11 protein-coding genes, 3 rRNA genes and 1 pseudogene are annotated in these 20,455 nt (G+C 69.1%); 10 read left to right on the top strand and 5 right to left on the bottom strand.

All coding sequences use genetic code 11. The annotated features are described in order from the left end of the window. Nucleotides 1-144 precede the first annotated feature (144 nt). From L6E17_RS27650 to L6E17_RS27625, 6 genes and pseudogenes are all read left to right on the top strand, one after another. Nucleotides 145-327 carry a Trm112 family protein gene (locus L6E17_RS27650; RefSeq protein WP_236243389.1) on the top strand — a complete coding sequence of 61 codons (183 nt, stop codon included), beginning with the start codon at nt 145-147 and terminating at the stop codon, nt 325-327. An 870-nt stretch (nt 328-1,197) separates the two neighbouring features. After that, complete coding sequence (locus L6E17_RS27645; protein WP_236243388.1) at nt 1,198-2,334, top strand: SIS domain-containing protein; 1,137 nt, start codon at nt 1,198-1,200, stop codon at nt 2,332-2,334. A gap of 164 nt (nt 2,335-2,498) precedes the next feature. Beyond that, nucleotides 2,499-3,677, top strand: a complete 1,179-nt coding sequence (gene manA, locus L6E17_RS27640) for a mannose-6-phosphate isomerase, class I (RefSeq protein WP_236243387.1) — start codon at nt 2,499-2,501, stop codon at nt 3,675-3,677. Between the two features lie 134 nt (nt 3,678-3,811). Beyond that, nucleotides 3,812-4,780: pseudogene (locus L6E17_RS27635) on the top strand (cation diffusion facilitator family transporter); the annotation flags it as partial. A 296-nt stretch (nt 4,781-5,076) separates the two neighbouring features. Further along, nucleotides 5,077-6,534 carry an adenosylhomocysteinase gene (ahcY, locus tag L6E17_RS27630; RefSeq protein ID WP_236243386.1) on the top strand — a complete coding sequence of 486 codons (1,458 nt, stop codon included), beginning with the start codon at nt 5,077-5,079 and terminating at the stop codon, nt 6,532-6,534. An 848-nt stretch (nt 6,535-7,382) separates the two neighbouring features. Continuing rightward, nucleotides 7,383-8,003: a hypothetical protein gene (locus L6E17_RS27625; protein WP_236243385.1), complete on the top strand. Its 621-nt coding sequence runs from the start codon at nt 7,383-7,385 to the stop codon at nt 8,001-8,003. Between the two features lie 66 nt (nt 8,004-8,069). On the opposite strand, the gene L6E17_RS27620 is transcribed toward L6E17_RS27625, so the two are convergent. Then, the gene (locus L6E17_RS27620) at nt 8,070-9,212 is read right to left on the bottom strand and encodes an RDD family protein (protein WP_236243384.1); all 1,143 of its coding nucleotides are present in this window, start codon (nt 9,210-9,212) and stop codon (nt 8,070-8,072) included. Between the two features lie 168 nt (nt 9,213-9,380). Between L6E17_RS27620 and L6E17_RS27615 the strand changes: the two genes are divergently transcribed. The 4 genes from L6E17_RS27615 (at nt 9,381) to rrf (ending at nt 16,106) form a co-directional block, all read left to right on the top strand. Beyond that, nucleotides 9,381-10,388, top strand: coding sequence for a stage II sporulation protein M (locus L6E17_RS27615; protein WP_236243383.1), 1,008 nt, complete (start codon nt 9,381-9,383; stop codon nt 10,386-10,388). Nucleotides 10,389-10,946: 558 nt separating this feature from the next. Then, a 16S ribosomal RNA gene (locus L6E17_RS27610) occupies nt 10,947-12,472 on the top strand. Between the two features lie 319 nt (nt 12,473-12,791). Then, nucleotides 12,792-15,914 (top strand): 23S ribosomal RNA (locus L6E17_RS27605). Nucleotides 15,915-15,989: 75 nt separating this feature from the next. Then, nucleotides 15,990-16,106: ribosomal RNA gene (rrf, locus tag L6E17_RS27600) — 5S ribosomal RNA — on the top strand. Together the 16S, 23S and 5S rRNA genes form the textbook arrangement of a ribosomal RNA operon. A gap of 148 nt (nt 16,107-16,254) precedes the next feature. Here rrf and L6E17_RS27595 read toward each other — a convergent pair. Genes L6E17_RS27595 through L6E17_RS27580 form a run of 4 tightly spaced genes read right to left on the bottom strand, consistent with a single transcriptional unit; the run spans nt 16,255 to nt 20,452 of the window. Beyond that, nucleotides 16,255-17,565 carry a DUF58 domain-containing protein gene (locus L6E17_RS27595; protein ID WP_236243382.1) on the bottom strand — a complete coding sequence of 437 codons (1,311 nt, stop codon included), beginning with the start codon at nt 17,563-17,565 and terminating at the stop codon, nt 16,255-16,257. Nucleotides 17,566-17,568: 3 nt separating this feature from the next. Then, complete coding sequence (locus L6E17_RS27590; RefSeq protein WP_236243381.1) at nt 17,569-18,561, bottom strand: MoxR family ATPase; 993 nt, start codon at nt 18,559-18,561, stop codon at nt 17,569-17,571. Continuing rightward, nucleotides 18,558-19,757 carry a DUF4350 domain-containing protein gene (locus L6E17_RS27585; RefSeq protein WP_236243380.1) on the bottom strand — a complete coding sequence of 400 codons (1,200 nt, stop codon included), beginning with the start codon at nt 19,755-19,757 and terminating at the stop codon, nt 18,558-18,560. The genes L6E17_RS27590 and L6E17_RS27585 overlap by 4 nt, the downstream gene beginning before the upstream one ends. Further along, on the bottom strand, nt 19,754-20,452 hold the full coding sequence (locus L6E17_RS27580) for a DUF4129 domain-containing protein (protein ID WP_236243379.1): 699 nt from the start codon (nt 20,450-20,452) through the stop codon (nt 19,754-19,756). The genes L6E17_RS27585 and L6E17_RS27580 overlap by 4 nt, the downstream gene beginning before the upstream one ends. Nucleotides 20,453-20,455 lie beyond the last annotated feature (3 nt).

Here is a 20,455-nt window from a genome sequence, read left to right as displayed (position 1 = left end):
CAGGGCACGTGAAGGCGCGGCCCACCCGCCCGGACAGGTCGGGCCGCGCCCCTGGCGCCCCGGCGGTAGGCTGGCGGCGCCGGGGGGCGGCGCAGCACCGCACCCACCAGCACCACGACGTACCGACCCGAAGGGAAACCTCCCATGTCGCTCGAAGCCGGCCTCCTGGAGATCCTCGTCTGCCCGGCCTGCCACGCCCGGCTGAGCGACCACACGGCCGACGAGGCCCCCGAACTGGTCTGCACCAGCGAGGACTGCGGCCTGGCCTACCCGGTACGCGACGGCATCCCCGTCCTCCTCGTCGACGAGGCCCGCCGCCCGTCCTGACGCCCGGCCGGACATGCGGACCGCCGACGGCCGCCGACGGCCACCGACGGCCACCGGCCGGTACGGTCCGACCGGACCGCGGACCGGTGACGCACGGACGGGCCGGGCCCGGCTGCCGCCCCGGGTGCGGTGCCTCATCCGGTACAGCGGCCCGAGAGTCCGTACCGCCCAGGGCCTGCCCGGCACACGGCACCGCCCGCACGGCCCCCGTACGACTGCGCCGTCACCTCCCGACCGCGCCGACCGCGCCCCCGGCGACCCACTCGTCCCGGCCGGACGCCCGTACCGGACGGCCGCACCGGGCGACCGAGCCCGGCAGACCCCGAGCCGGCGGCACGCCCCGCGGGGCCCCGTCCGGTCAACCGCACGCCACCCGTATCACCCGCCCCTCCCGGCAGCCGCCCCCGCCGACAACCACTGGCACCACAAGGCCACCACCCGGCCGCCGCCCACCGCCGACAAGCCCCCTGCACCACAGGACCACCACCCGGCCACCGGCCACCGCCGACAAGCCCCCCGCACCACAGGACCACCCACCACCGGACCAGCCCCACCCGGCAGCCGCCCACCGCTGACCGCCCTCCGCATCACCCGTCGGCGGCCCGCGACTCCGGAACCGCCCAGTCCGCCACCCGCGACCATCCGAACCACCGGCACCCGCCCGGCCCTTCCCGGGCCGTCACCCCCGGCCCCGGCACCCCGGTGCCCGACCCGGCCCGGGACCTCCCGGCCCCAGGCACCCGGCCACCAGCCCCGCCCCGCAACCAGCCCGGAACCCGCACCGCACCCGCACCTCGCGCCCGCCCGGCCGCACCGGACAGGCGCCGCACCCCGCGTACGTATCCGCCCCGGCGATCGGAGGCCCCACCCATGCTCGACGAGTCGCTGCTCGACGACCCCGAGGCACTGGCCCGCGCCGACCACCGCGGCCTGCTGCGCGGAGCCGCCGAAGCGGGCGCCCGCGTCCGGACCGCCGCCCGGCACGCCACCGAGGCCGGCGTCGGCGCCCTCAACCCGGAAGGCCGCCCCCGCGCCGTCCTCATCGCCGGCTCCGGCACGGCGGCCACCGGCGTCGCCGACCTCGTCGCCGCCCTCGCCGGGGCGTCCGCACCCGTCACCCGCCTCCACCCCACCGGCGTCGCCCCCGCCGCGGGCGCCCTCCGCTGGGCCCTTCCCGGCTGGACCGGCTCCGTCGACCTCCTCCTGCTCGCCACCACCGACGGTTCCGAACCCGGCCTCGCCCAACTCGCCGAGCAGGCGTACCGCCGCGGCGTCACCGTCGTCACGGTCGCCCCGCGCCGCTCCCCCCTCACCGAGGCCGTCCACGGCAGCCACGGCCTCGCCGTCCCCCTCGCCACAGCCCCCCACGAGGAGTACGAGGACACCCAGGCCGCCAGCCCCGGCGCGCTGTGGGCGCTGTTCACGCCCCTCCTCGCCCTCCTCGACCGCGTCGGCCTGATCACCGCGCCCGCCGAGACCCTGGAGAAGGTCGCCGACCGCCTCGACCGCATCGCCGAACGCTGCGGCCCCGCCATCGCCACCTACGGCAACCCCGCCAAGACGCTGGCCGCCGAACTCGCCGACTCGCTGCCGCTCATCTGGACCGAAGGCCCCTACGCCGCCCCCGTCGGCCGCCGCTTCACCGCCGTACTCGCCGAACTCGCCTGCCGGCCCGCCCTGGCCGCCCAGCTCCCCGAAGCACTGCCCGCGCACGGCGGACTCCTCGCCGGCGCCCTCGCCGCCGGCGCCGACCCCGACGACTTCTTCCGCGACCGCGTCGAGGAAGCGCAGGCCCTCCACGCCCGTGTCGTCCTCCTGCGCGACCGGCCCGCCGACGAGGGCGGCCTCACCGCCGCCCCCGCCGCCCGCGAACTCGCCCTCGGCAACGGCACCGCCGTCAGCGAACTGGAACCCGAACCCGGCACCGACCTCGAAGCCCTCGCCGAACTCCTCGCGGTCACCGACTTCGCCGCCGGCTACCTGGCCCTCGCGGCCGGCACCGGCTGACCCGCAGCCCCGCCCACGCCACCGTCGGCTTCGAACCCCGGCGCCGGAACCACCCGCCGGCGCCACCGAAGACACCCCCACCACACCCCGGCGCCAACCACCCGCCACCCCGGAGCCGCACCCTGGGACCAGCCCGACCAGCAACGAACCAAGGGAACAGCGCCATGGACCGCCTCTCCAACACCGTCCGCCCCTACGCCTGGGGCTCCACCACGGCCATCCCGGACCTCCTCGGCACCGCCCCCACCGGCGAGCCGCAGGCCGAGATGTGGATGGGCGCCCACCCCGCAGCCCCCTCCCGCGTCACCCGCACCGGCCCCGACGGCACCCCGCACGACCGGACGCTCTCCGACGTCATCGCCGCCGACCCGGAACGTGAACTCGGACCCGAGACCGCCACCCGCTTCGGACCCCACCTGCCCTTCCTCCTCAAGATCCTCGCCGCCGCGGCGCCCCTCTCCCTCCAGGTGCACCCCGACAGCGCCCAGGCCCAGGCCGGCTACGCCCGGGAAGAGCAGGCCGGCATCCCCCTCCACGCCGCCCACCGCACCTACAAGGACCCCCACCACAAGCCCGAACTCATCTGCGCCCTCACCCCCTTCGAGGGACTCTGCGGCTTCCGCCCGCCCGCCGAGACCGCCGACCTCCTCGCCTCCCTCGACGTCGACTCCCTCAAGCCGTACGTCGACGTCCTGCGCGCCCACCCCGAGGACGCCGCACTCCGCGAGGTCCTCACCGCCGTCCTCACCGCCGACCCCGACGCGATGGCCGACACCGTCGCCGCCACCGCCGCCGCCTGCACCCGCACGGGCGGCCACCTCACCCCGTACGCCGACCTCGCACACCACTACCCGGGCGACCCCGGCGTCATCGCCGCCCTGCTCCTCAACCACGTACGGCTCCAGCCCGGCGAAGCCCTCTTCCTCGGCGCCGGCGTGCCCCACGCCTACATCAAGGGCCTCGGCGTCGAGATCATGGCCAGCTCCGACAACGTGCTGCGCTGCGGCCTCACCCCTAAGCACGTCGACGTCCCCGAACTCCTCCGCGTCGTCCGCTTCGACGCGGCCGCCCCCGACATCCTGCGCCCCGAGGCGTCCGAGTCCGGCGAGGAACTGTACGAGGCCCCCGTCGACGACTTCCGGCTCTCCCGCTTCGTACGGCCCGAAGGCGCCGCCCCCGTCGACCTCACCGTCCCCTCCGCCCAGGTCGTCCTCGCCACCGCCGGCACCCCGCACCTCAGCGGACTCACCCTCGACCCGGGCCAGTCCGTGTACGTGCCCGCCGGCGAACGCGTCGAACTCTCCGGCACGGGCACCGTCTTCCGGGCCACCGTCGCCCTCTGACACGGCGCCGCCGCCCGCCGCCCGCTCACGCAGGAGTGTCCCGCCGTGCACCGGGGGCACACACCTCGGCACCCCCGCCCCCTTGCCGCATGCACGGCCGCGTCATCACCAGGTGAAGGGACACGACCCGCAAGAGCGCGGCAGGCGGAGCCAAGGGGAGCGCGGCGGCACTCGCCGCCAAACCTCGCCATCGCGGTGAGCAAGTTCGTGGCATTCCCCTCCAGCGGCTCGTCGTCGGTGCTCGCCGAAAGCGTCCACTCGCTCGCCGACTCCGGCAACCAGGGCCTCCTCCTGCCGGGCGGCAAGAAGGCCAAACGGGAGGCGACCCCCCCAGCACCCCTTCGGCTACGGCCGCGAGCGCTGCATCCACGCCTTTCCTCGCCTCCATCGCGCTCTTCTCCGTCGGCGGCTACGAGAAGATGAACCACGCGCACGAGACCGAGGCCTGGCACTGGCCCGTCGGCGTCCTCGTCTTCGCGATCACCGCCGAGGTCTTCTCCTTCCGTACCGCCATCAAGGAGTCCAACCGGCTCCGTGGCGACCGGTCCTGGAATAACTTCGTCCGCCACGCCCAGGCTCCCGAACTGGCCGTCGTCCTCCTGGAGGACCTCGGCGCACTCGTCGGCCTGATCCTCGCTCTCGGCGGCGTCGGCCTCGCCTCCGGGGGCACCGGCCTCGCCCTCCTCACCGGCAACGGCGTCTGGGATGGCATCGGCACCCTCTGCATCGGCGTGCTGCTGATCCTCCTCGCCGTCGACCTCATCGCCCTCGTCCTCGCCGTCGACCTCATCGCCCTCGTCCTCGCCGTCGAGACGAAGTCGCTCCTCCTCGGCGAAGCAGCCGGCCTCGACCAGGTCAAGAAGATCGAGGAAGCCCTCGTCGACCACACCACCGTCACCGGCATCATCCACATGCGCACCCGCCACCTCGGCCCCGACGAACTCCTCGTCGCCGCCAAGATCGCCGTCCAGAGCGACGACACAGCCGCCCGCCTCGCCACCGCCATCGACGCCGCCGAAGCCCGCGTCCGCGCCGCCGTCCCCACCGCCCGCGTCATCCACCTCGAACCCGACATCGTCAGAACCTCGGTCGCCGCCTCCTGACCCTGCCGCCCCGCCACCGAAACGGCGGGGCGCCAGGCCCCCCACCCCACGGCGCACTTGAATGCCGCCGCCCCGACCGGTGTAGATTCGATGGCAGACACCGAGAGCCAGACGTCGCTGCTGATGGCGGTCGGGCGGCCCCCAGGGCCGGCCGAGGGAGAGAGGGCCTCCGACGACTGCTCCGCGCGTGCCGAGCATGCCCGCGTACGGCCACGACGAGCCGTACACCGCCCGCATGCCCGCCACCGCGGAGCCGGCCGTACCCACCTCGCCACGACAACGAGGAGCAGCTCGAAATGACGACTGTCGAGAACCGACAGGACTTCAAGGTCGCCGACCTCTCCCTGGCCGAGTTCGGCCGCAAGGAGATCACCCTCGCCGAGCACGAGATGCCGGGGCTGATGGCGATCCGCAAGGAGTACGCCGAGTCCCAGCCGCTCGCCGGGGCCCGCATCACCGGCTCCCTGCACATGACCGTGCAGACCGCCGTCCTCATCGAGACCCTGGTCGCCCTCGGCGCCCAGGTCCGCTGGGCCTCCTGCAACATCTTCTCCACCCAGGACCACGCGGCCGCCGCCATCGCCGTCGGCCCCGACGGCACCCCGGACGACCCGCAGGGCGTCCCCGTCTTCGCCTGGAAGGGCGAGACGCTGGAGGAGTACTGGTGGTGCACCGAGCAGGCCCTGACCTGGCCGGACAGCCCCACCGGCGGCCCCAACATGATCCTCGACGACGGCGGTGACGCCACCCTCCTCGTCCACAAGGGCGTCGAGTTCGAGAAGGCCGGCGCCGCCCCGGACCCGGCCACCGCGGACAGCGAGGAGTACGGCCACATCCTGCGCCTCCTCAACCGCACCCTCACCGAGGACCCGCAGAAGTGGACCCGCCTGTCCTCTGAGATCCGCGGCGTCACCGAGGAGACCACGACCGGCGTCCACCGCCTGTACGAGATGCAGCGCGACGGCACCCTCCTCTTCCCCGCGATCAACGTCAACGACGCGGTGACGAAGTCCAAGTTCGACAACAAGTACGGCTGCCGCCACTCCCTCGTCGACGGCATCAACCGCGCCACCGACGTCCTCATCGGCGGCAAGGTCGCCGTGGTCTGCGGCTACGGCGACGTCGGCAAGGGCTGCGCCGAGTCCCTCCGCGGCCAGGGCGCCCGCGTCATCATCACCGAGATCGACCCCATCTGCGCCCTCCAGGCCGCGATGGACGGCTACCAGGTCACCACCCTCGACGAGGTCGTCGAGACGGCCGACATCTTCATCACCACCACCGGCAACCGCGACATCATCATGGCCTCGGACATGGCCAAGATGAAGCACCAGGCCATCGTCGGCAACATCGGCCACTTCGACAACGAGATCGACATGGCCGGCCTCGCCAAGATTCCCGGCATCGTCAAGGACGAGGTCAAGCCGCAGGTCCATACCTGGACCTTCCCCGACGGCAAGACCATCATCGTGCTGTCGGAGGGCCGCCTGCTGAACCTCGGCAACGCCACCGGCCACCCGTCGTTCGTGATGTCCAACTCCTTCGCGGACCAGACCCTGGCCCAGATCGAGCTGTACACCAAGCCCGAGCAGTACCCCACCGACGTGTACGTCCTCCCCAAGCACCTGGACGAGAAGGTCGCCCGCCTCCACCTCGACTCGCTCGGCGTGAAGCTCACGACCCTCCGCCCGGAGCAGGCGGACTACATCGGCGTCAAGGTCGAAGGCCCCTACAAGCCCGACCACTACCGCTACTGACGCCTCCCCCCCAGCCCCACCCAAGGCCCCCCGCGCAGCCCGCCGGGGGGCCTTCCCCTTTCCCGCGCCCTCTGTCTCCCCGGCACCATGCTGCAAGTCAGGCCGCACGGCCCACCGACCCGTACACGCCCGCCGTCCCGTATGTGTTCGGCCGACCCGTACGCGCCCGCCGACCCGTACGCGCCCGCCGGCCCGTACGCGCCCGGCCAGCCGGTACGCGCCCGCCGACCCGCACGTGTCCGGCCAGCCGGTACGTGTACAGCCGGCCGGTAAGTGCCCGCCTACCCGTACGTGTTCGGCTGGCCCGTACGTCGCCCCGTGCCCGGCGGACCCGTGGGGGCCGGAGGCGCACCGGCAGCCCCGGCGCTGGGCGGGCCCCCAGCCCGTGCGCCCGGCGCCGGGAGGTCGGCCGGAGCCCATCCTGGCCGACCTCCCGGCAGCTGGCAGCCCCCCGGACCGGCCCGAACGCCTCGCGCAGCGACCGCCGCAGCCACATGGGCCCCACGGGGCCCACCCGACTACCGTTGGGCGACGACCCCGCATGCGAGGGACCCGCGTGCCCGCCCCCGCATGTGAGGGCCCCGCGTGCCCGCCCCCGCAGGACGGCCCCGTCTGCGCCTCACGACGCGACTCCCTCAGCGCCCCGACAACCGCATCACTGAGCCCCTCCGCGACACCACACCGCTGACCGCCAAGCCCGCAGCCCCACCAACGACGCCCGACACCCCTGACCCCTAACCCCCGACACCCCCCAATCCCCGACACCATTCACTCCGGCCACATTCACTCCGGCCACACCCCGACCGTCACACCCTCCTGCCCCTCCACACCGACGCCCTCGAGGACCCATGCCCCGCGGCCGCTATTCGCTCCACGACCCGCACGACCACACCCCCCTCGGCGAAGAGCACTTCCACTGCGCGCCCGGCCCCACCGGCTGGCGCTACGTCTCGCAGATCACCACCCCCTCCGGCGACCACGCCGGCTCCGTCGACCTCACCCTCGACGACCTCGGCCGTCCCCTCCGCATAGAGCTCCACGCCGGCGGCTGGCAAGTGCGCGGCGCCGCCCTCGAAGGCGTCACCTGGGTCAGGACCGACCCGACCGGGACCCACGCCACAGAAGGCAACGTCCGCGCCCACGCCTTCACCGGCACGTCCCCGGCATTCCTCGTCGCGACATCCCGCCTGCTCCGCCTCACCCCCGATTCCGGTGCGACCCGCGTCCGCCTGGTGGCGTTCACGGACCCGGTCCTCGCACCTCTCACCGTCGACCAGTCCTGGGCCCTGGTGACCAGTGAAGCGCACGCCACTGACAACGGCCCCCTGATCGTGGACGCGTACCAGGTCACAGCCCTGGACACCGGCGAACAGCACATGATCCACATCGCCGGGGACGTGGTGCTGGCAGCCCCCGGAGTCGAACTGGAGGACCTGCAGACTCCGCCCTCCGCCTTCCCCGAGCGCTGACCGACCGGCCGGAAGGCCAAGAGCCATGCACGCCCACCCACTGGGCAGCAGGGAAACCGAAGTCGGTCAGGCCGGCGGAGCGAACCCAGTGGGGGGAGCCTGCCGCTTCCCCTCCGCGTTCCCCGTCACCTCGCTCGCCCCGGCAGACCTCGCACCAGCACGCGCACCAGACTCCGCACCACCGGAAGCGCCCGCCCCTCCAGCCCAGCCGGAAGCGCCCGCCCCTCCAGCCCAGCCGGAAGCAGCCGCTCCCACACCACCAGGAGCAGCAGCCCCACCCCCACCAGGGCCCCCACCCCCACCAGGACCCACTCCTGCACCAGATCCCACACGTGCACCGGAAGCCGCACCCGCCCCCGTGCCGTAGCCCGCGCCCCCGCCGGAAGCCGCCAGCGCAGCAGGGGCAACACCCGCACCGGCCTCAGCAGCCGCCCGCGCACCCCCACCCGCACCGGAAGACGCCGCCGCGGCGACCCGCCGCGCGTCCCGCGTCTGCCGCTCGTACAGGACACCGGCCAGATAAGCCGCAGCAGGCACTCCGGCAGGCGGAGGCGTCCCCGTCCGCGCCGCGAGTTCACCGGCCAGCCGCTCGGCCAGCGCCTGCCCCGCCACCGGATCCAGCTGGCCCATCCGCGTCAGGTACTGCCGGACACCCAGCCACAGGCTGTCAGGCACCGCAGACAGGTCCAGCTGCGCGAACCGCCCCACCAGCCACGCAGGCGGCGGAGGCACCGCAGCGGTCCGCGCGGCGGGAACCCGCTCCCGCACCACCAGCGTTCCCGCGAACACGTCCCCGACCCGCCGCCCCCGCGCCGACACCAGCGACGCGATACAAGCGACCACACCGAAGGTCATCACGATCTCCACGAGACCGATCAGCCCCCGCACCAGCGCGTGCCGGAACCGGATCGGCCCGCCGTCGTCCCGCACCACCCGGAGGCCGCACACCAGCTTCCCCACCGACCGCCCGTGGCTCAGCGTCTCGACGGCTATCGGCGCACCGACCAGGACCAGCATGTAGGCCGCGATCGACACCGCCATGACCGCCGCGGGGTCGAGACCCGACGTGGCGAACGCCAGGACGAGGGACACGAGCAGGAACGCCGTCCACACGATCAGCAGGTCGACGAACAGTGCGAGCGCCCTGCTGGGCAGCCGGGCCGGCCGCAGCCCCAGGACGACGGCGTCCCCCGTCACGACCTCACTCACGGCGCCCACCCTTCATCGACCTTGCCCGACCCCTCCGAACGCCAGTCTGCCAAGCTGTCGGACAGCGCGCCGCAGCAGGCAGCAGGACGAGCACCCTGTGCACCATGCGCGCGTAGGAGCAGCAGCACGACCAGCCGTACGGACCCGGGCCAGGAGCAGCAGCCGAAGATGGACCTCGACGTCTACGTCAACGCCCACCGAGCCGAGTGGGACCGCCTTGAGCACCTGCTCGGCCGGGGCCGCCGCCTTACCGGAGCCGAGGCCGACGAACTGGTCGCCCTGTACCAGCGCACCTCCACGCACCTCTCCGCCATCCAGTCGTCCGCCCCCGACCCGGCACTCACCGCACACCTCACCCGGCTCGTCGCCCGCACCAGGTCCACCGTCACCGGCACCCGCCGCGCCTCCTGGCGGGACGCCGCCCACTTCCTCACCGCGGGGTTCCCCGCGGCGGTCTACCGCTCGCGCCACTGGTGGATCCCCACGGCGGTGCTGTCGGTCGTCGTCGCGGCGGTCATCGGGTGGTGGATCGGCACCCACCCGGAGGTCCAGGCCGCGATCGCGGCCCCCGACGAGCTGCGCGAGATGACCCGGCCCGGGGGGCAGTACGAGACGTACTACTCCAGCAACCCGGCGACGTCCTTCGCCGCCCAGGTGTGGACGAACAACGCCCGCGCCGCAGCGCTCTGCCTGGCCCTGGGCGCCTTCCTCGGCGTCCCCGTGCTCTGGGTGCTCCTGATCAACATGCTCAACCTCGGCGTGGGCATCGGACTCATGGCCTCGGCGGGCCGCCTGGACACCTTCCTCGGCCTGGTCCTGCCCCACGGCCTGCTGGAACTCACGGCCGTCTTCGTCGCCGCCGGCACCGGCCTGCGCTTGGGCTGGACGGTCATCGACCCCGGCCCGCGCACCCGCCGCGCAGCCCTCGCCGAGCGCGGCCGCGCCGCCATCGGCATGGCCATCGGCCTCGCCCTGGTGCTGTTCGTCTCGGGCGTGATCGAGGGCTTCGTGACCCCGTCCGGCCTCCCCACCTGGGCCCGCATCTCCATCGGCGTCCTCGCCGAGCTGGCCTTCCTCCTGTACGTGTACGTACTAGGCGGCCGCGCCGCCAGGGAGGGTGAGGCGGGCGACGTCGAAGCCGCCGACCGCAGCGCCTCGGTGCCGACCGCAGCCTGATGTGCACCGCACGGCAGCGACCTGTTACTCTTCTCTTCGCCCGCAAAACCCGTTGACACGGGTGGCGTGGGGAGGTAGATTCAAACGGTTGCGTGGAGCTGGACAGCTCCGACTGTAACAGCTAGTCTCTCTCTCGCTCCGCTGCGAAGCCGTTCCGACGGCAAGCCGGAGCCGATGATTCCTCCGCATCGGATGCGGAGCCGAAGAAATTCGGTCCCGAAAGAATCTGATAAAGTCGGATCAGCCGAAAGGCAAAGGCCCTCCAACGACCACCGGAAACGAAATCCGAACCGGAAACGGAACGGAAAAAGGATCTGGTAAGGTTGGAAACACCGAAGGGAAGCGCCCGGAGGAAAGCCCGAGAGGGTGAGTACGAAGGAAGCGTCCGTTCCTTGAGAACTCAACAGCGTGCCAAAAGTCAACGCCAGATATGTTGATAACCCCGTCTCTTGGAGACGAGGTTCCTTTGAAAAACACAGCGAGGACGCTGTGAACCGGGAGATTATTCCTCTCCCGGTTCCGCTCAACGCGAGTGTTGACCCGGATCACCGGGAAGCATTCACGGAGAGTTTGATCCTGGCTCAGGACGAACGCTGGCGGCGTGCTTAACACATGCAAGTCGAACGATGAACCACTTCGGTGGGGATTAGTGGCGAACGGGTGAGTAACACGTGGGCAATCTGCCCTGCACTCTGGGACAAGCCCTGGAAACGGGGTCTAATACCGGATACGACCACTTCAGGCATCTGATGGTGGTGGAAAGCTCCGGCGGTGCAGGATGAGCCCGCGGCCTATCAGCTTGTTGGTGAGGTAACGGCTCACCAAGGCGACGACGGGTAGCCGGCCTGAGAGGGCGACCGGCCACACTGGGACTGAGACACGGCCCAGACTCCTACGGGAGGCAGCAGTGGGGAATATTGCACAATGGGCGAAAGCCTGATGCAGCGACGCCGCGTGAGGGATGACGGCCTTCGGGTTGTAAACCTCTTTCAGCAGGGAAGAAGCGAAAGTGACGGTACCTGCAGAAGAAGCGCCGGCTAACTACGTGCCAGCAGCCGCGGTAATACGTAGGGCGCAAGCGTTGTCCGGAATTATTGGGCGTAAAGAGCTCGTAGGCGGCCTGTCACGTCGGTTGTGAAAGCCCGGGGCTTAACCCCGGGTCTGCAGTCGATACGGGCAGGCTAGAGTTCGGTAGGGGAGATCGGAATTCCTGGTGTAGCGGTGAAATGCGCAGATATCAGGAGGAACACCGGTGGCGAAGGCGGATCTCTGGGCCGATACTGACGCTGAGGAGCGAAAGCGTGGGGAGCGAACAGGATTAGATACCCTGGTAGTCCACGCCGTAAACGTTGGGAACTAGGTGTGGGCGACATTCCACGTCGTCCGTGCCGCAGCTAACGCATTAAGTTCCCCGCCTGGGGAGTACGGCCGCAAGGCTAAAACTCAAAGGAATTGACGGGGGCCCGCACAAGCGGCGGAGCATGTGGCTTAATTCGACGCAACGCGAAGAACCTTACCAAGGCTTGACATACACCGGAAACATCTAGAGATAGGTGCCCCCTTGTGGTCGGTGTACAGGTGGTGCATGGCTGTCGTCAGCTCGTGTCGTGAGATGTTGGGTTAAGTCCCGCAACGAGCGCAACCCTTGTCCCGTGTTGCCAGCAGGCCCTTGTGGTGCTGGGGACTCACGGGAGACCGCCGGGGTCAACTCGGAGGAAGGTGGGGACGACGTCAAGTCATCATGCCCCTTATGTCTTGGGCTGCACACGTGCTACAATGGCCGGTACAAAGAGCTGCGATACCGTGAGGTGGAGCGAATCTCAAAAAGCCGGTCTCAGTTCGGATTGGGGTCTGCAACTCGACCCCATGAAGTCGGAGTCGCTAGTAATCGCAGATCAGCATTGCTGCGGTGAATACGTTCCCGGGCCTTGTACACACCGCCCGTCACGTCACGAAAGTCGGTAACACCCGAAGCCGGTGGCCCAACCCCTTGTGGGAGGGAGCTGTCGAAGGTGGGACTGGCGATTGGGACGAAGTCGTAACAAGGTAGCCGTACCGGAAGGTGCGGCTGGATCACCTCCTTTCTAAGGAGCACTTCTCACCGAGCACCTGGTGCTTGGTCAGAGGCCAGTACATCAGCGAGTGTCTGATGCTGGTTGCTCATGGGTGGAACGTTGACTATTCGGCCTGGTGCATGGGTCGAAGACCGCTAGTACTGCCTCGTCAGGGGCGTGGAACGTGTGATCTTCGGACGTGGCCGGGTCGGGCGCGCTGTTGGGTGTCTGAGGGTGCGAGCGTTGCTTGCCCTTCATGCGCCGGCCCCAGTGAACTCGCTGCTTGTGTGGCGGGGTGATGGGTGGCTGGTCGTTGCTTGAGAACTGCACAGTGGACGCGAGCATCTGTGGCCAAGTTTTTAAGGGCGCACGGTGGATGCCTTGGCACCAGGAACCGATGAAGGACGTGGGAGGCCGCGATAGGCCCCGGGGAGCTGTCAACCGAGCTGTGATCCGGGGGTGTCCGAATGGGGAAACCCGGCAGTCGTCATGGGCTGTCACCCGCTGCTGAACACATAGGCAGTGTGGAGGGAACGCGGGGAAGTGAAACATCTCAGTACCCGCAGGAAGAGAAAACAACCGTGATTCCGGGAGTAGTGGCGAGCGAAACTGGATGAGGCCAAACCGTATGTGTGTGATACCCGGCAGGGGTTGCGCATGCGGGGTTGTGGGATCTCTCTTCTGTTGTCTGCCGGCAACAGGGCGAGTTAGAAACCGTTGATGTAGGCGAAGGACATGCGAAAGGTCCGGCGTAGAGGGTAAGACCCCCGTAGCTGAAACATCAGCGGCTTGCTTGAGAGACACCCAAGTAGCACGGGGCCCGAGAAATCCCGTGTGAATCTGGCGGGACCACCCGCTAAGCCTAAATATTCCCTGGTGACCGATAGCGGATAGTACCGTGAGGGAATGGTGAAAAGTACCGCGGGAGCGGAGTGAAATAGTACCTGAAACCGTGTGCCTACAAGCCGTGGGAGCGTCGCGCAGGGACTTGTCCTTGCGTCGTGACTGCGTGCCTTTTGAAGAATGAGCCTGCGAGTTTGCGGTGTGTTGCGAGGTTAACCCGTGTGGGGTAGCCGTAGCGAAAGCGAGTCCGAATAGGGCGGTTGAGTAGCACGCTCAAGACCCGAAGCGGAGTGATCTAGCCATGGGCAGGTTGAAGCGGAGGTAAGACTTCGTGGAGGACCGAACCCACCAGGGTTGAAAACCTGGGGGATGACCTGTGGTTAGGGGTGAAAGGCCAATCAAACTCCGTGATAGCTGGTTCTCCCCGAAATGCATTTAGGTGCAGCGTCGTGTGTTTCTTGCCGGAGGTAGAGCACTGGATAGGCGATGGGCCCTACCGGGTTACTGACCTTAGCCAAACTCCGAATGCCGGTAAGTGAGAGCGCGGCAGTGAGACTGTGGGGGATAAGCTCCATGGTCGAGAGGGAAACAGCCCAGAGCATCGACTAAGGCCCCTAAGCGTACGCTAAGTGGGAAAGGATGTGGAGTCGCAGAGACAACCAGGAGGTTGGCTTAGAAGCAGCCACCCTTGAAAGAGTGCGTAATAGCTCACTGGTCAAGTGATTCCGCGCCGACAATGTAGCGGGGCTCAAGCGTACCGCCGAAGTCGTGTCATTGCAGCATGAGGGCCAACGCCCGCTGTGATGGGTAGGGGAGCGTCGTGTGCCGGGTGAAGCAGCACCGGAAGGTAGTTGTGGACGGTTCACGAGTGAGAATGCAGGCATGAGTAGCGATACACACGTGGGAAACGTGTGCGCCGATTGACTAAGGGTTCCTGGGTCAAGCTGATCTGCCCAGGGTAAGTCGGGACCTAAGGCGAGGCCGACAGGCGTAGTCGATGGACAACCGGTTGATATTCCGGTACCCGCTTTGAAGCGCCAACGCTGAATCCAGCGATGCTAAGCCCGTGAAGCCGTCGGCTGAGTCTTCGGACGAGGTCGGAGTGGTGGAGCCGGTGAACCGGACTGGTAGTAGGTGAGTGATGGGGTGACGCAGGAAGGTAGTCCAGCCCGGGCGGTGGTTGTCCCGGGGTAAGGGTGTAGCCCGAGGGGTAGGTAAATCCGTCCCTCATGTAAGGGTGAGACCTGATGCCGAGCCGATTGTGGCGAAGTGGATGATCCTATGCTGTCGAGAAAAGCCTCTAGCGAGTTTCATGGCGGCCCGTACCCTAAACCGACTCAGGTGGTCAGGTAGAGAATACCGAGGCGTTCGGGTGAACTATGGTTAAGGAACTCGGCAAAATGCCCCCGTAACTTCGGGAGAAGGGGGGCCATGTCTGGTGATGGCACGTGCTGCCGGAGCTGGGTGTGGCCGCAGAGACCAGCGAGAAGCGACTGTTTACTAAAAACACAGGTCCGTGCGAAGCCGTAAGGCGATGTATACGGACTGACGCCTGCCCGGTGCTGGAACGTTAAGGGGACCGGTTAGCTCCATTTCGGTGGGGCGAAGCTGAGAACTTAAGCGCCAGTAAACGGCGGTGGTAACTATAACCATCCTAAGGTAGCGAAATTCCTTGTCGGGTAAGTTCCGACCTGCACGAATGGCGTAACGACTTCTCGACTGTCTCAACCATAGGCCCGGTGAAATTGCACTACGAGTAAAGATGCTCGTTTCGCGCAGCAGGACGGAAAGACCCCGGGACCTTTACTACAGTTTGATATTGGTGTTCGGTTCGGCTTGTGTAGGATAGGTGGGAGACTGTGAAGCTTGGACGCCAGTTCAGGTGGAGTCGTCCTTGAAATACCACTCTGGTCGTGCTGGATGTCTAACCTGGGTCCGTGATCCGGATCAGGGACAGTGTCTGATGGGTAGTTTAACTGGGGCGGTTGCCTCCTAAAGGGTAACGGAGGCGCCCAAAGGTTCCCTCAGCCTGGTTGGCAATCAGGTGTTGAGTGTAAGTGCACAAGGGAGCTTGACTGTGAGACCGACGGGTCGAGCAGGGACGAAAGTCGGGACTAGTGATCCGGCGGTGGCTTGTGGAAGCGCCGTCGCTCAACGGATAAAAGGTACCCCGGGGATAACAGGCTGATCTTCCCCAAGAGTCCATATCGACGGGATGGTTTGGCACCTCGATGTCGGCTCGTCGCATCCTGGGGCTGGAGTCGGTCCCAAGGGTTGGGCTGTTCGCCCATTAAAGCGGTACGCGAGCTGGGTTTAGAACGTCGTGAGACAGTTCGGTCCCTATCCGCTGTGCGCGTAGGAATATTGAGAAGGGCTGTCCCTAGTACGAGAGGACCGGGACGGACGAACCTCTGGTGTGCCAGTTGTTCTGCCAAGGGCATGGCTGGTTGGCTACGTTCGGGAGGGATAACCGCTGAAAGCATCTAAGCGGGAAGCCTGCTTCGAGATGAGTATTCCCACCCACTTGATGGGGTAAGGCTCCCAGTAGACGACTGGGTTGATAGGCCGGATATGGAAGCACCGTGAGGTGTGGAGTTGACCGGTACTAATAGGCCGAGGGCTTGTCCTCAGTTGCTCGCGTCCACTGTGTTAGTTCTGAAGTAACGAACTCCCTTTGCCGGTTGAGTTGTTATCTTCATAGTGTTTCGGTGGTCATAGCGTTAGGGAAACGCCCGGTTACATTCCGAACCCGGAAGCTAAGCCTTTCAGCGCCGATGGTACTGCAGGGGGGACCCTGTGGGAGAGTAGGACGCCGCCGAACAATTTGTGGGGGAGCCCCGCACCTTATGGTGCGGGGCTTCCTGCATTTCCGGACAACTTCAGTCCGGTAAGGGGGCCCGCACACCGACGCTACGGACGGTCGGTGCACGGGCCTCCCCGGAGCGGGGCGCACAGGGGACTGACGGGCCTCAGAGACGACCTGCGGCCTTGAGCGCCAGGTAAGCATCGGCCAGGGCCGGCGGAAGGTCCTCCGGAGTCGCGTCCACGACCGTCACACCGTGGCGCTGGAGCTGCTCGGCCGTGAGACGCCGCTGAGCCTCGGCCTGGGTGCCGGCCGCGGCCTCGTACACGGCCTGGACACTGCCCCTGGCCCGGGCCATCTTCGCGGCATACGGATCGGACACGGACGCCACGAGCACCGTATGGCGCTGCGTGAGCTGAGGCAGTACGGGCAGCAGACCCTCTTCGACCGGTGCGGTGTCCAAGCCGGTCACCAGGACGATCAGAGAACGCCGGGGAGCGCTCGTGAGAGCCGCCGAGCTGAGGCCGCGCGCGTCGGTCTCGACGAGTTCGGGCTCCAGCGTCGCCATGGCGTCCACCATGGACGGCAGGACATCACTCGCAGAGCGGCCCTGAACGCGGGCGCGGACGCGGCGATCGTACGCGAGGAGCTCCACGCGGTCGCCTGCGCGGGACGCCAGCGCGGTGAGCAACAGGGCGGCGTCCATGGCGGCGTCGAGGCGTGTGACGTCCCCGACCCGGCCTGCCGAGGTCCGTCCGGTGTCGAGGACCAGCAGGATGTGCCGGTCGCGCTCAGGGCGCCAGGTGCGGACGGCCACGGAGGACTGGCGTGCTGTCGCCCGCCAGTCAATGGACCGGGTGTCGTCTCCGGGGACGTACTCGCGGAGGCTGTCGAACTCCGTGCCCTCGCCGCGGGTGAGCACGCTCGTGCGGCCGTCCAGCTCCCGCAGACGGGCCAGGCGGGACGGCAGGTGCTTGCGGCTCGTGAACGGGGGCAGAACCCGCAGCTTCCACGGCACGCGATGGCTGCCCTGCCGGGCGGCCAGACCGAGCGGCCCGTACGAGCGGACGGTGACGCGGTCGGCCTCGTGGTCCCCGCGGCGTGTCGGATGCAGCACCGTGGTGAGCCGGCGCCGCTCCCCCGCCGGCACGGTGACGTCATGCCGTGCGGAACCGTCGCCGGCATCAGGGGGCAGGGTGCTGGGCGGCCAGGCATCGCGGACCCGCGCGCGCAGGCGGCGCCGCGACGGATTGGCCACGGTGAGCTGCACCTCGGCACCGTCACCCAGTCGAACAGATGTGTCACCAGATCGGGTGAATCGGAGCGTACGCACTGGCGCGGCCAGTGTGTAGTCGCACAGAATTGCGAGGCAGAGGGGCGCGTTGACCGCGAGCATCCCCGTCCAGCTGGGGGCGAGGAGGCCGACGGGCAGTGAGCCGACCGCGGCCAGCAGCGCGGTGCGTCCGGTCAGGGCCATGGGTCACTGCCTCAGCGAGGGCGCGGGGACGTGGGCGAGGATCGCGTTGATGACCGAGTCCGCGGTGACTCCCTCCATCTCCGCCTCCGGGCGGAGCTGGATGCGGTGGCGGAGCGTGGGCAGGGCCAGGGCCTTGACGTCGTCGGGGATGACGTAGTCGCGGCCGGTGAGCCAGGCCCAGGCGCGTGCGGTGGAGAGCAGGGCGGTGGCGCCTCGGGGTGAGACGCCGAGAGTGAGTGAGGGGGATTCACGGGTGGCACGGCAGATATCGACCACGTAGCCGGCGATTTCGGGGGCGACGGAGGTGGCAGCGACCGCGCGGCGCGCTGCTTCCAGGTCAGCGGGGCCGGCGGCGGGCTGTACGCCCGCGGCCTTCAGGTCACGAGGGTTGAAGCCCTCGGCATGACGCATGAGGACGTTGATCTCGTCGTCACGGGCAGGCAGAGGGACGGTCAGTTTCAGCAGGAAACGGTCGAGTTGGGCTTCGGGGAGGGGATACGTGCCCTCGTACTCGACCGGGTTCTGTGTCGCGGCGACGAGGAACGGCTCCGGCAGCGGGCGGGGCACGCCGTCGACGGTGACCTGACGTTCCTCCATAGCCTCCAGCAGAGACGACTGGGTCTTGGGAGGGGTGCGGTTGATCTCGTCCGCGAGCAGGAGGTTGGTGAAGACAGGACCCGGCTGGAAGGAGAACTCCGAGGTCCGGGCGTCGTAGACCAAGGAGCCGGTCACGTCACTCGGCATCAGGTCAGGGGTGAACTGGACCCGCTTGGTGTCCAGTTCGAGGGAGGCAGCGAGCGCACGCACGAGCAGGGTCTTCGCGACTCCGGGTACGCCCTCCAGGAGGACGTGGCCGCGGCAGAGAAGGGCCACGACCAGCCCGGTCACAGCGGGATCCTGCCCGACCACGGCCTTCGCGATCTCGGTGCGCAGCGCTTCGAGGGATGCTCGGGCGGCGTCCGAGGTGTCGGCGGTCTCGGGGGTCGGGGCACTCATGAGGTGCGTACCTCTCTTTCGAGGGCGTCGAGTTGGTCTGCGAGCCGGACGAGCTCGGCGTCATCGGCGGGGGTCGTCCCGAACAGCAGCTCCCGCACGTCGCGCTGACTGTCGACCAGCCGGGCCGACAGGGCGGGCAGCAAGGCGTCAGCGGAATGCGCCTGTCTCGTCGGGACCCCGACAAGCGGGGCGAGGCGCGTGCGGGCCGCCGACCGCAGCACGGCTGAGGCGCGGTCACGGGCATGGGCCCGGTGGTACAGGCGGGCGCGGCCCTCGGTGGTCTCGGACGCGCGGATGGCGACCGGGAGGCGCTCCATGACCAGGGGGCCCAGGCGTCGGCCCCGCCAGATCGCCGCCAGGACGCCGGCCACCACCAGTTGGAGGGCGCCCCACAGCCATCCCGACGGGATCAGGTCGAAGAAGCTCTGCTCCCCGCCGGGGGCGTCGGTGTCACCGTCGCCCCCGGGTGAGGAGTCCGCAGGTGACGGGAGGTACCAGACGAGATGCTCACGCGAACCGAGCAGTTGCAGGGCCAGCGAGGCGTTGCCGTCTTCTGCGAGGCGGTGGTTGAAGAGGATGTCGGGGGAGCCCAGGAGCACCGTGTCGCCGCCGGCCGGGTCGTTCAGCCTCACGAGGGTGGGGAGGCCGTCACTGGCGTAACAGGTCTCCGCGTCGACGGCGTCGCCGACCTCGTACCGCTCGCCGCCCAGGCGGACAGAGCCTGCGCGAACCGCCTCCGGGAGCGTGCAGCCGGGCTCCAGGACCTCGCTGCCCGAAGGGAAGTCGGCCGTGACCCCGGGGGCCAGCGCCGCCGTGGACGGCCATCCCGGAGCGACCAGGACGGTGCGGCCCCCGGCGGTCGCGGTGCGCTCGCGCAGTGCGGTCTGCCGGCCGTCGGTGAGGAGATCGGGGCCGGCGACCAGCAGGGTCACCTGCGGGCCGGCGGCGGCCACCGCTTCGTCAAGGGACGTGACCACACGGGTGGACACCCCGTGGTCCTTCAGCAGCTCGGCGACGGCGCGGCTGCCGTTCCGGTCCGCGGAGCGGGGATCGAGCCGCCCGTGGTGCTCCGTGCTCCGGGCCAGCGCCAAGGCGATGCCCGCCACGACGACCAGAGCGAGGACAAGGAGGACACCCCGGGCTCGGGCCCACACCTGGCGGCCGCCGGGAGACAAGGACGTACCGGTGGCGGTCACTCGGCGGCTCCCCGGCCGACGGCACCGTCCAGCAGCGGCTTCGCGCGCTCCACGGCCCGGTCGAGGTCCTTCAGAAGCCGGTACGTGCGCCGGTCGGCGGTGCGGCCCCCGTACGTCACCTCGTCGAACTCGCGGGCTGCGGCGCGCAGCTCGCCGGCGTGGCCCGGCAGTGCCCGGCCGGCCTCCGCGGCGGCCTCGTCCGCGGTGCGTCCCGGGCGGGCGTCCAGCACCGTGCGCTCCTCCAGAGAGCGCACCAGGGCCCGCATCCGCTCCTGTACGGCATGGTTCCACCGGCCGGCGGCCGCGTGGCGCTCGGCGGCGGCCCGGTGGTCCGACGCGGTGCGGGGAGCGTCCTCGAAGAGCGCGTCCGCCGTTCCCGCCGTCCGGCGCGGCGTGCCCAGCCGCCACCACAGCGCGGCCACCAGGCCCACCACCACGAGGACGATCACGGCGACACCGAGCAGCCCTCCGGGTGCAGCAGTCGACGCCGTGTCGAACAAGTCGTTCAGCCACTCCCAGAAGGCGTCGAGAGCGCGCATCAGGACGTTCGGCTCGTCCTTGCCGTATATCGGCCTGGACAGCTCCCGCTCGGCCGCCTCACGTGCCGGTACCCGCGGAACGTCCACCGGGACCCCGTCGCCCTGCGCGCGCGCCGGCACACGCAGCACCGGCGACGCTCCCCCCGTGGTCGGCACCGC

Source organism: Streptomyces sp. CC228A (assembly GCF_021390935.1).
GTDB lineage: Bacteria > Actinomycetota > Actinomycetes > Streptomycetales > Streptomycetaceae > Streptomyces.
Note: the sequence above shows the minus strand (reverse complement) of the source record. Positions and strands in the feature narration are given on the sequence as shown.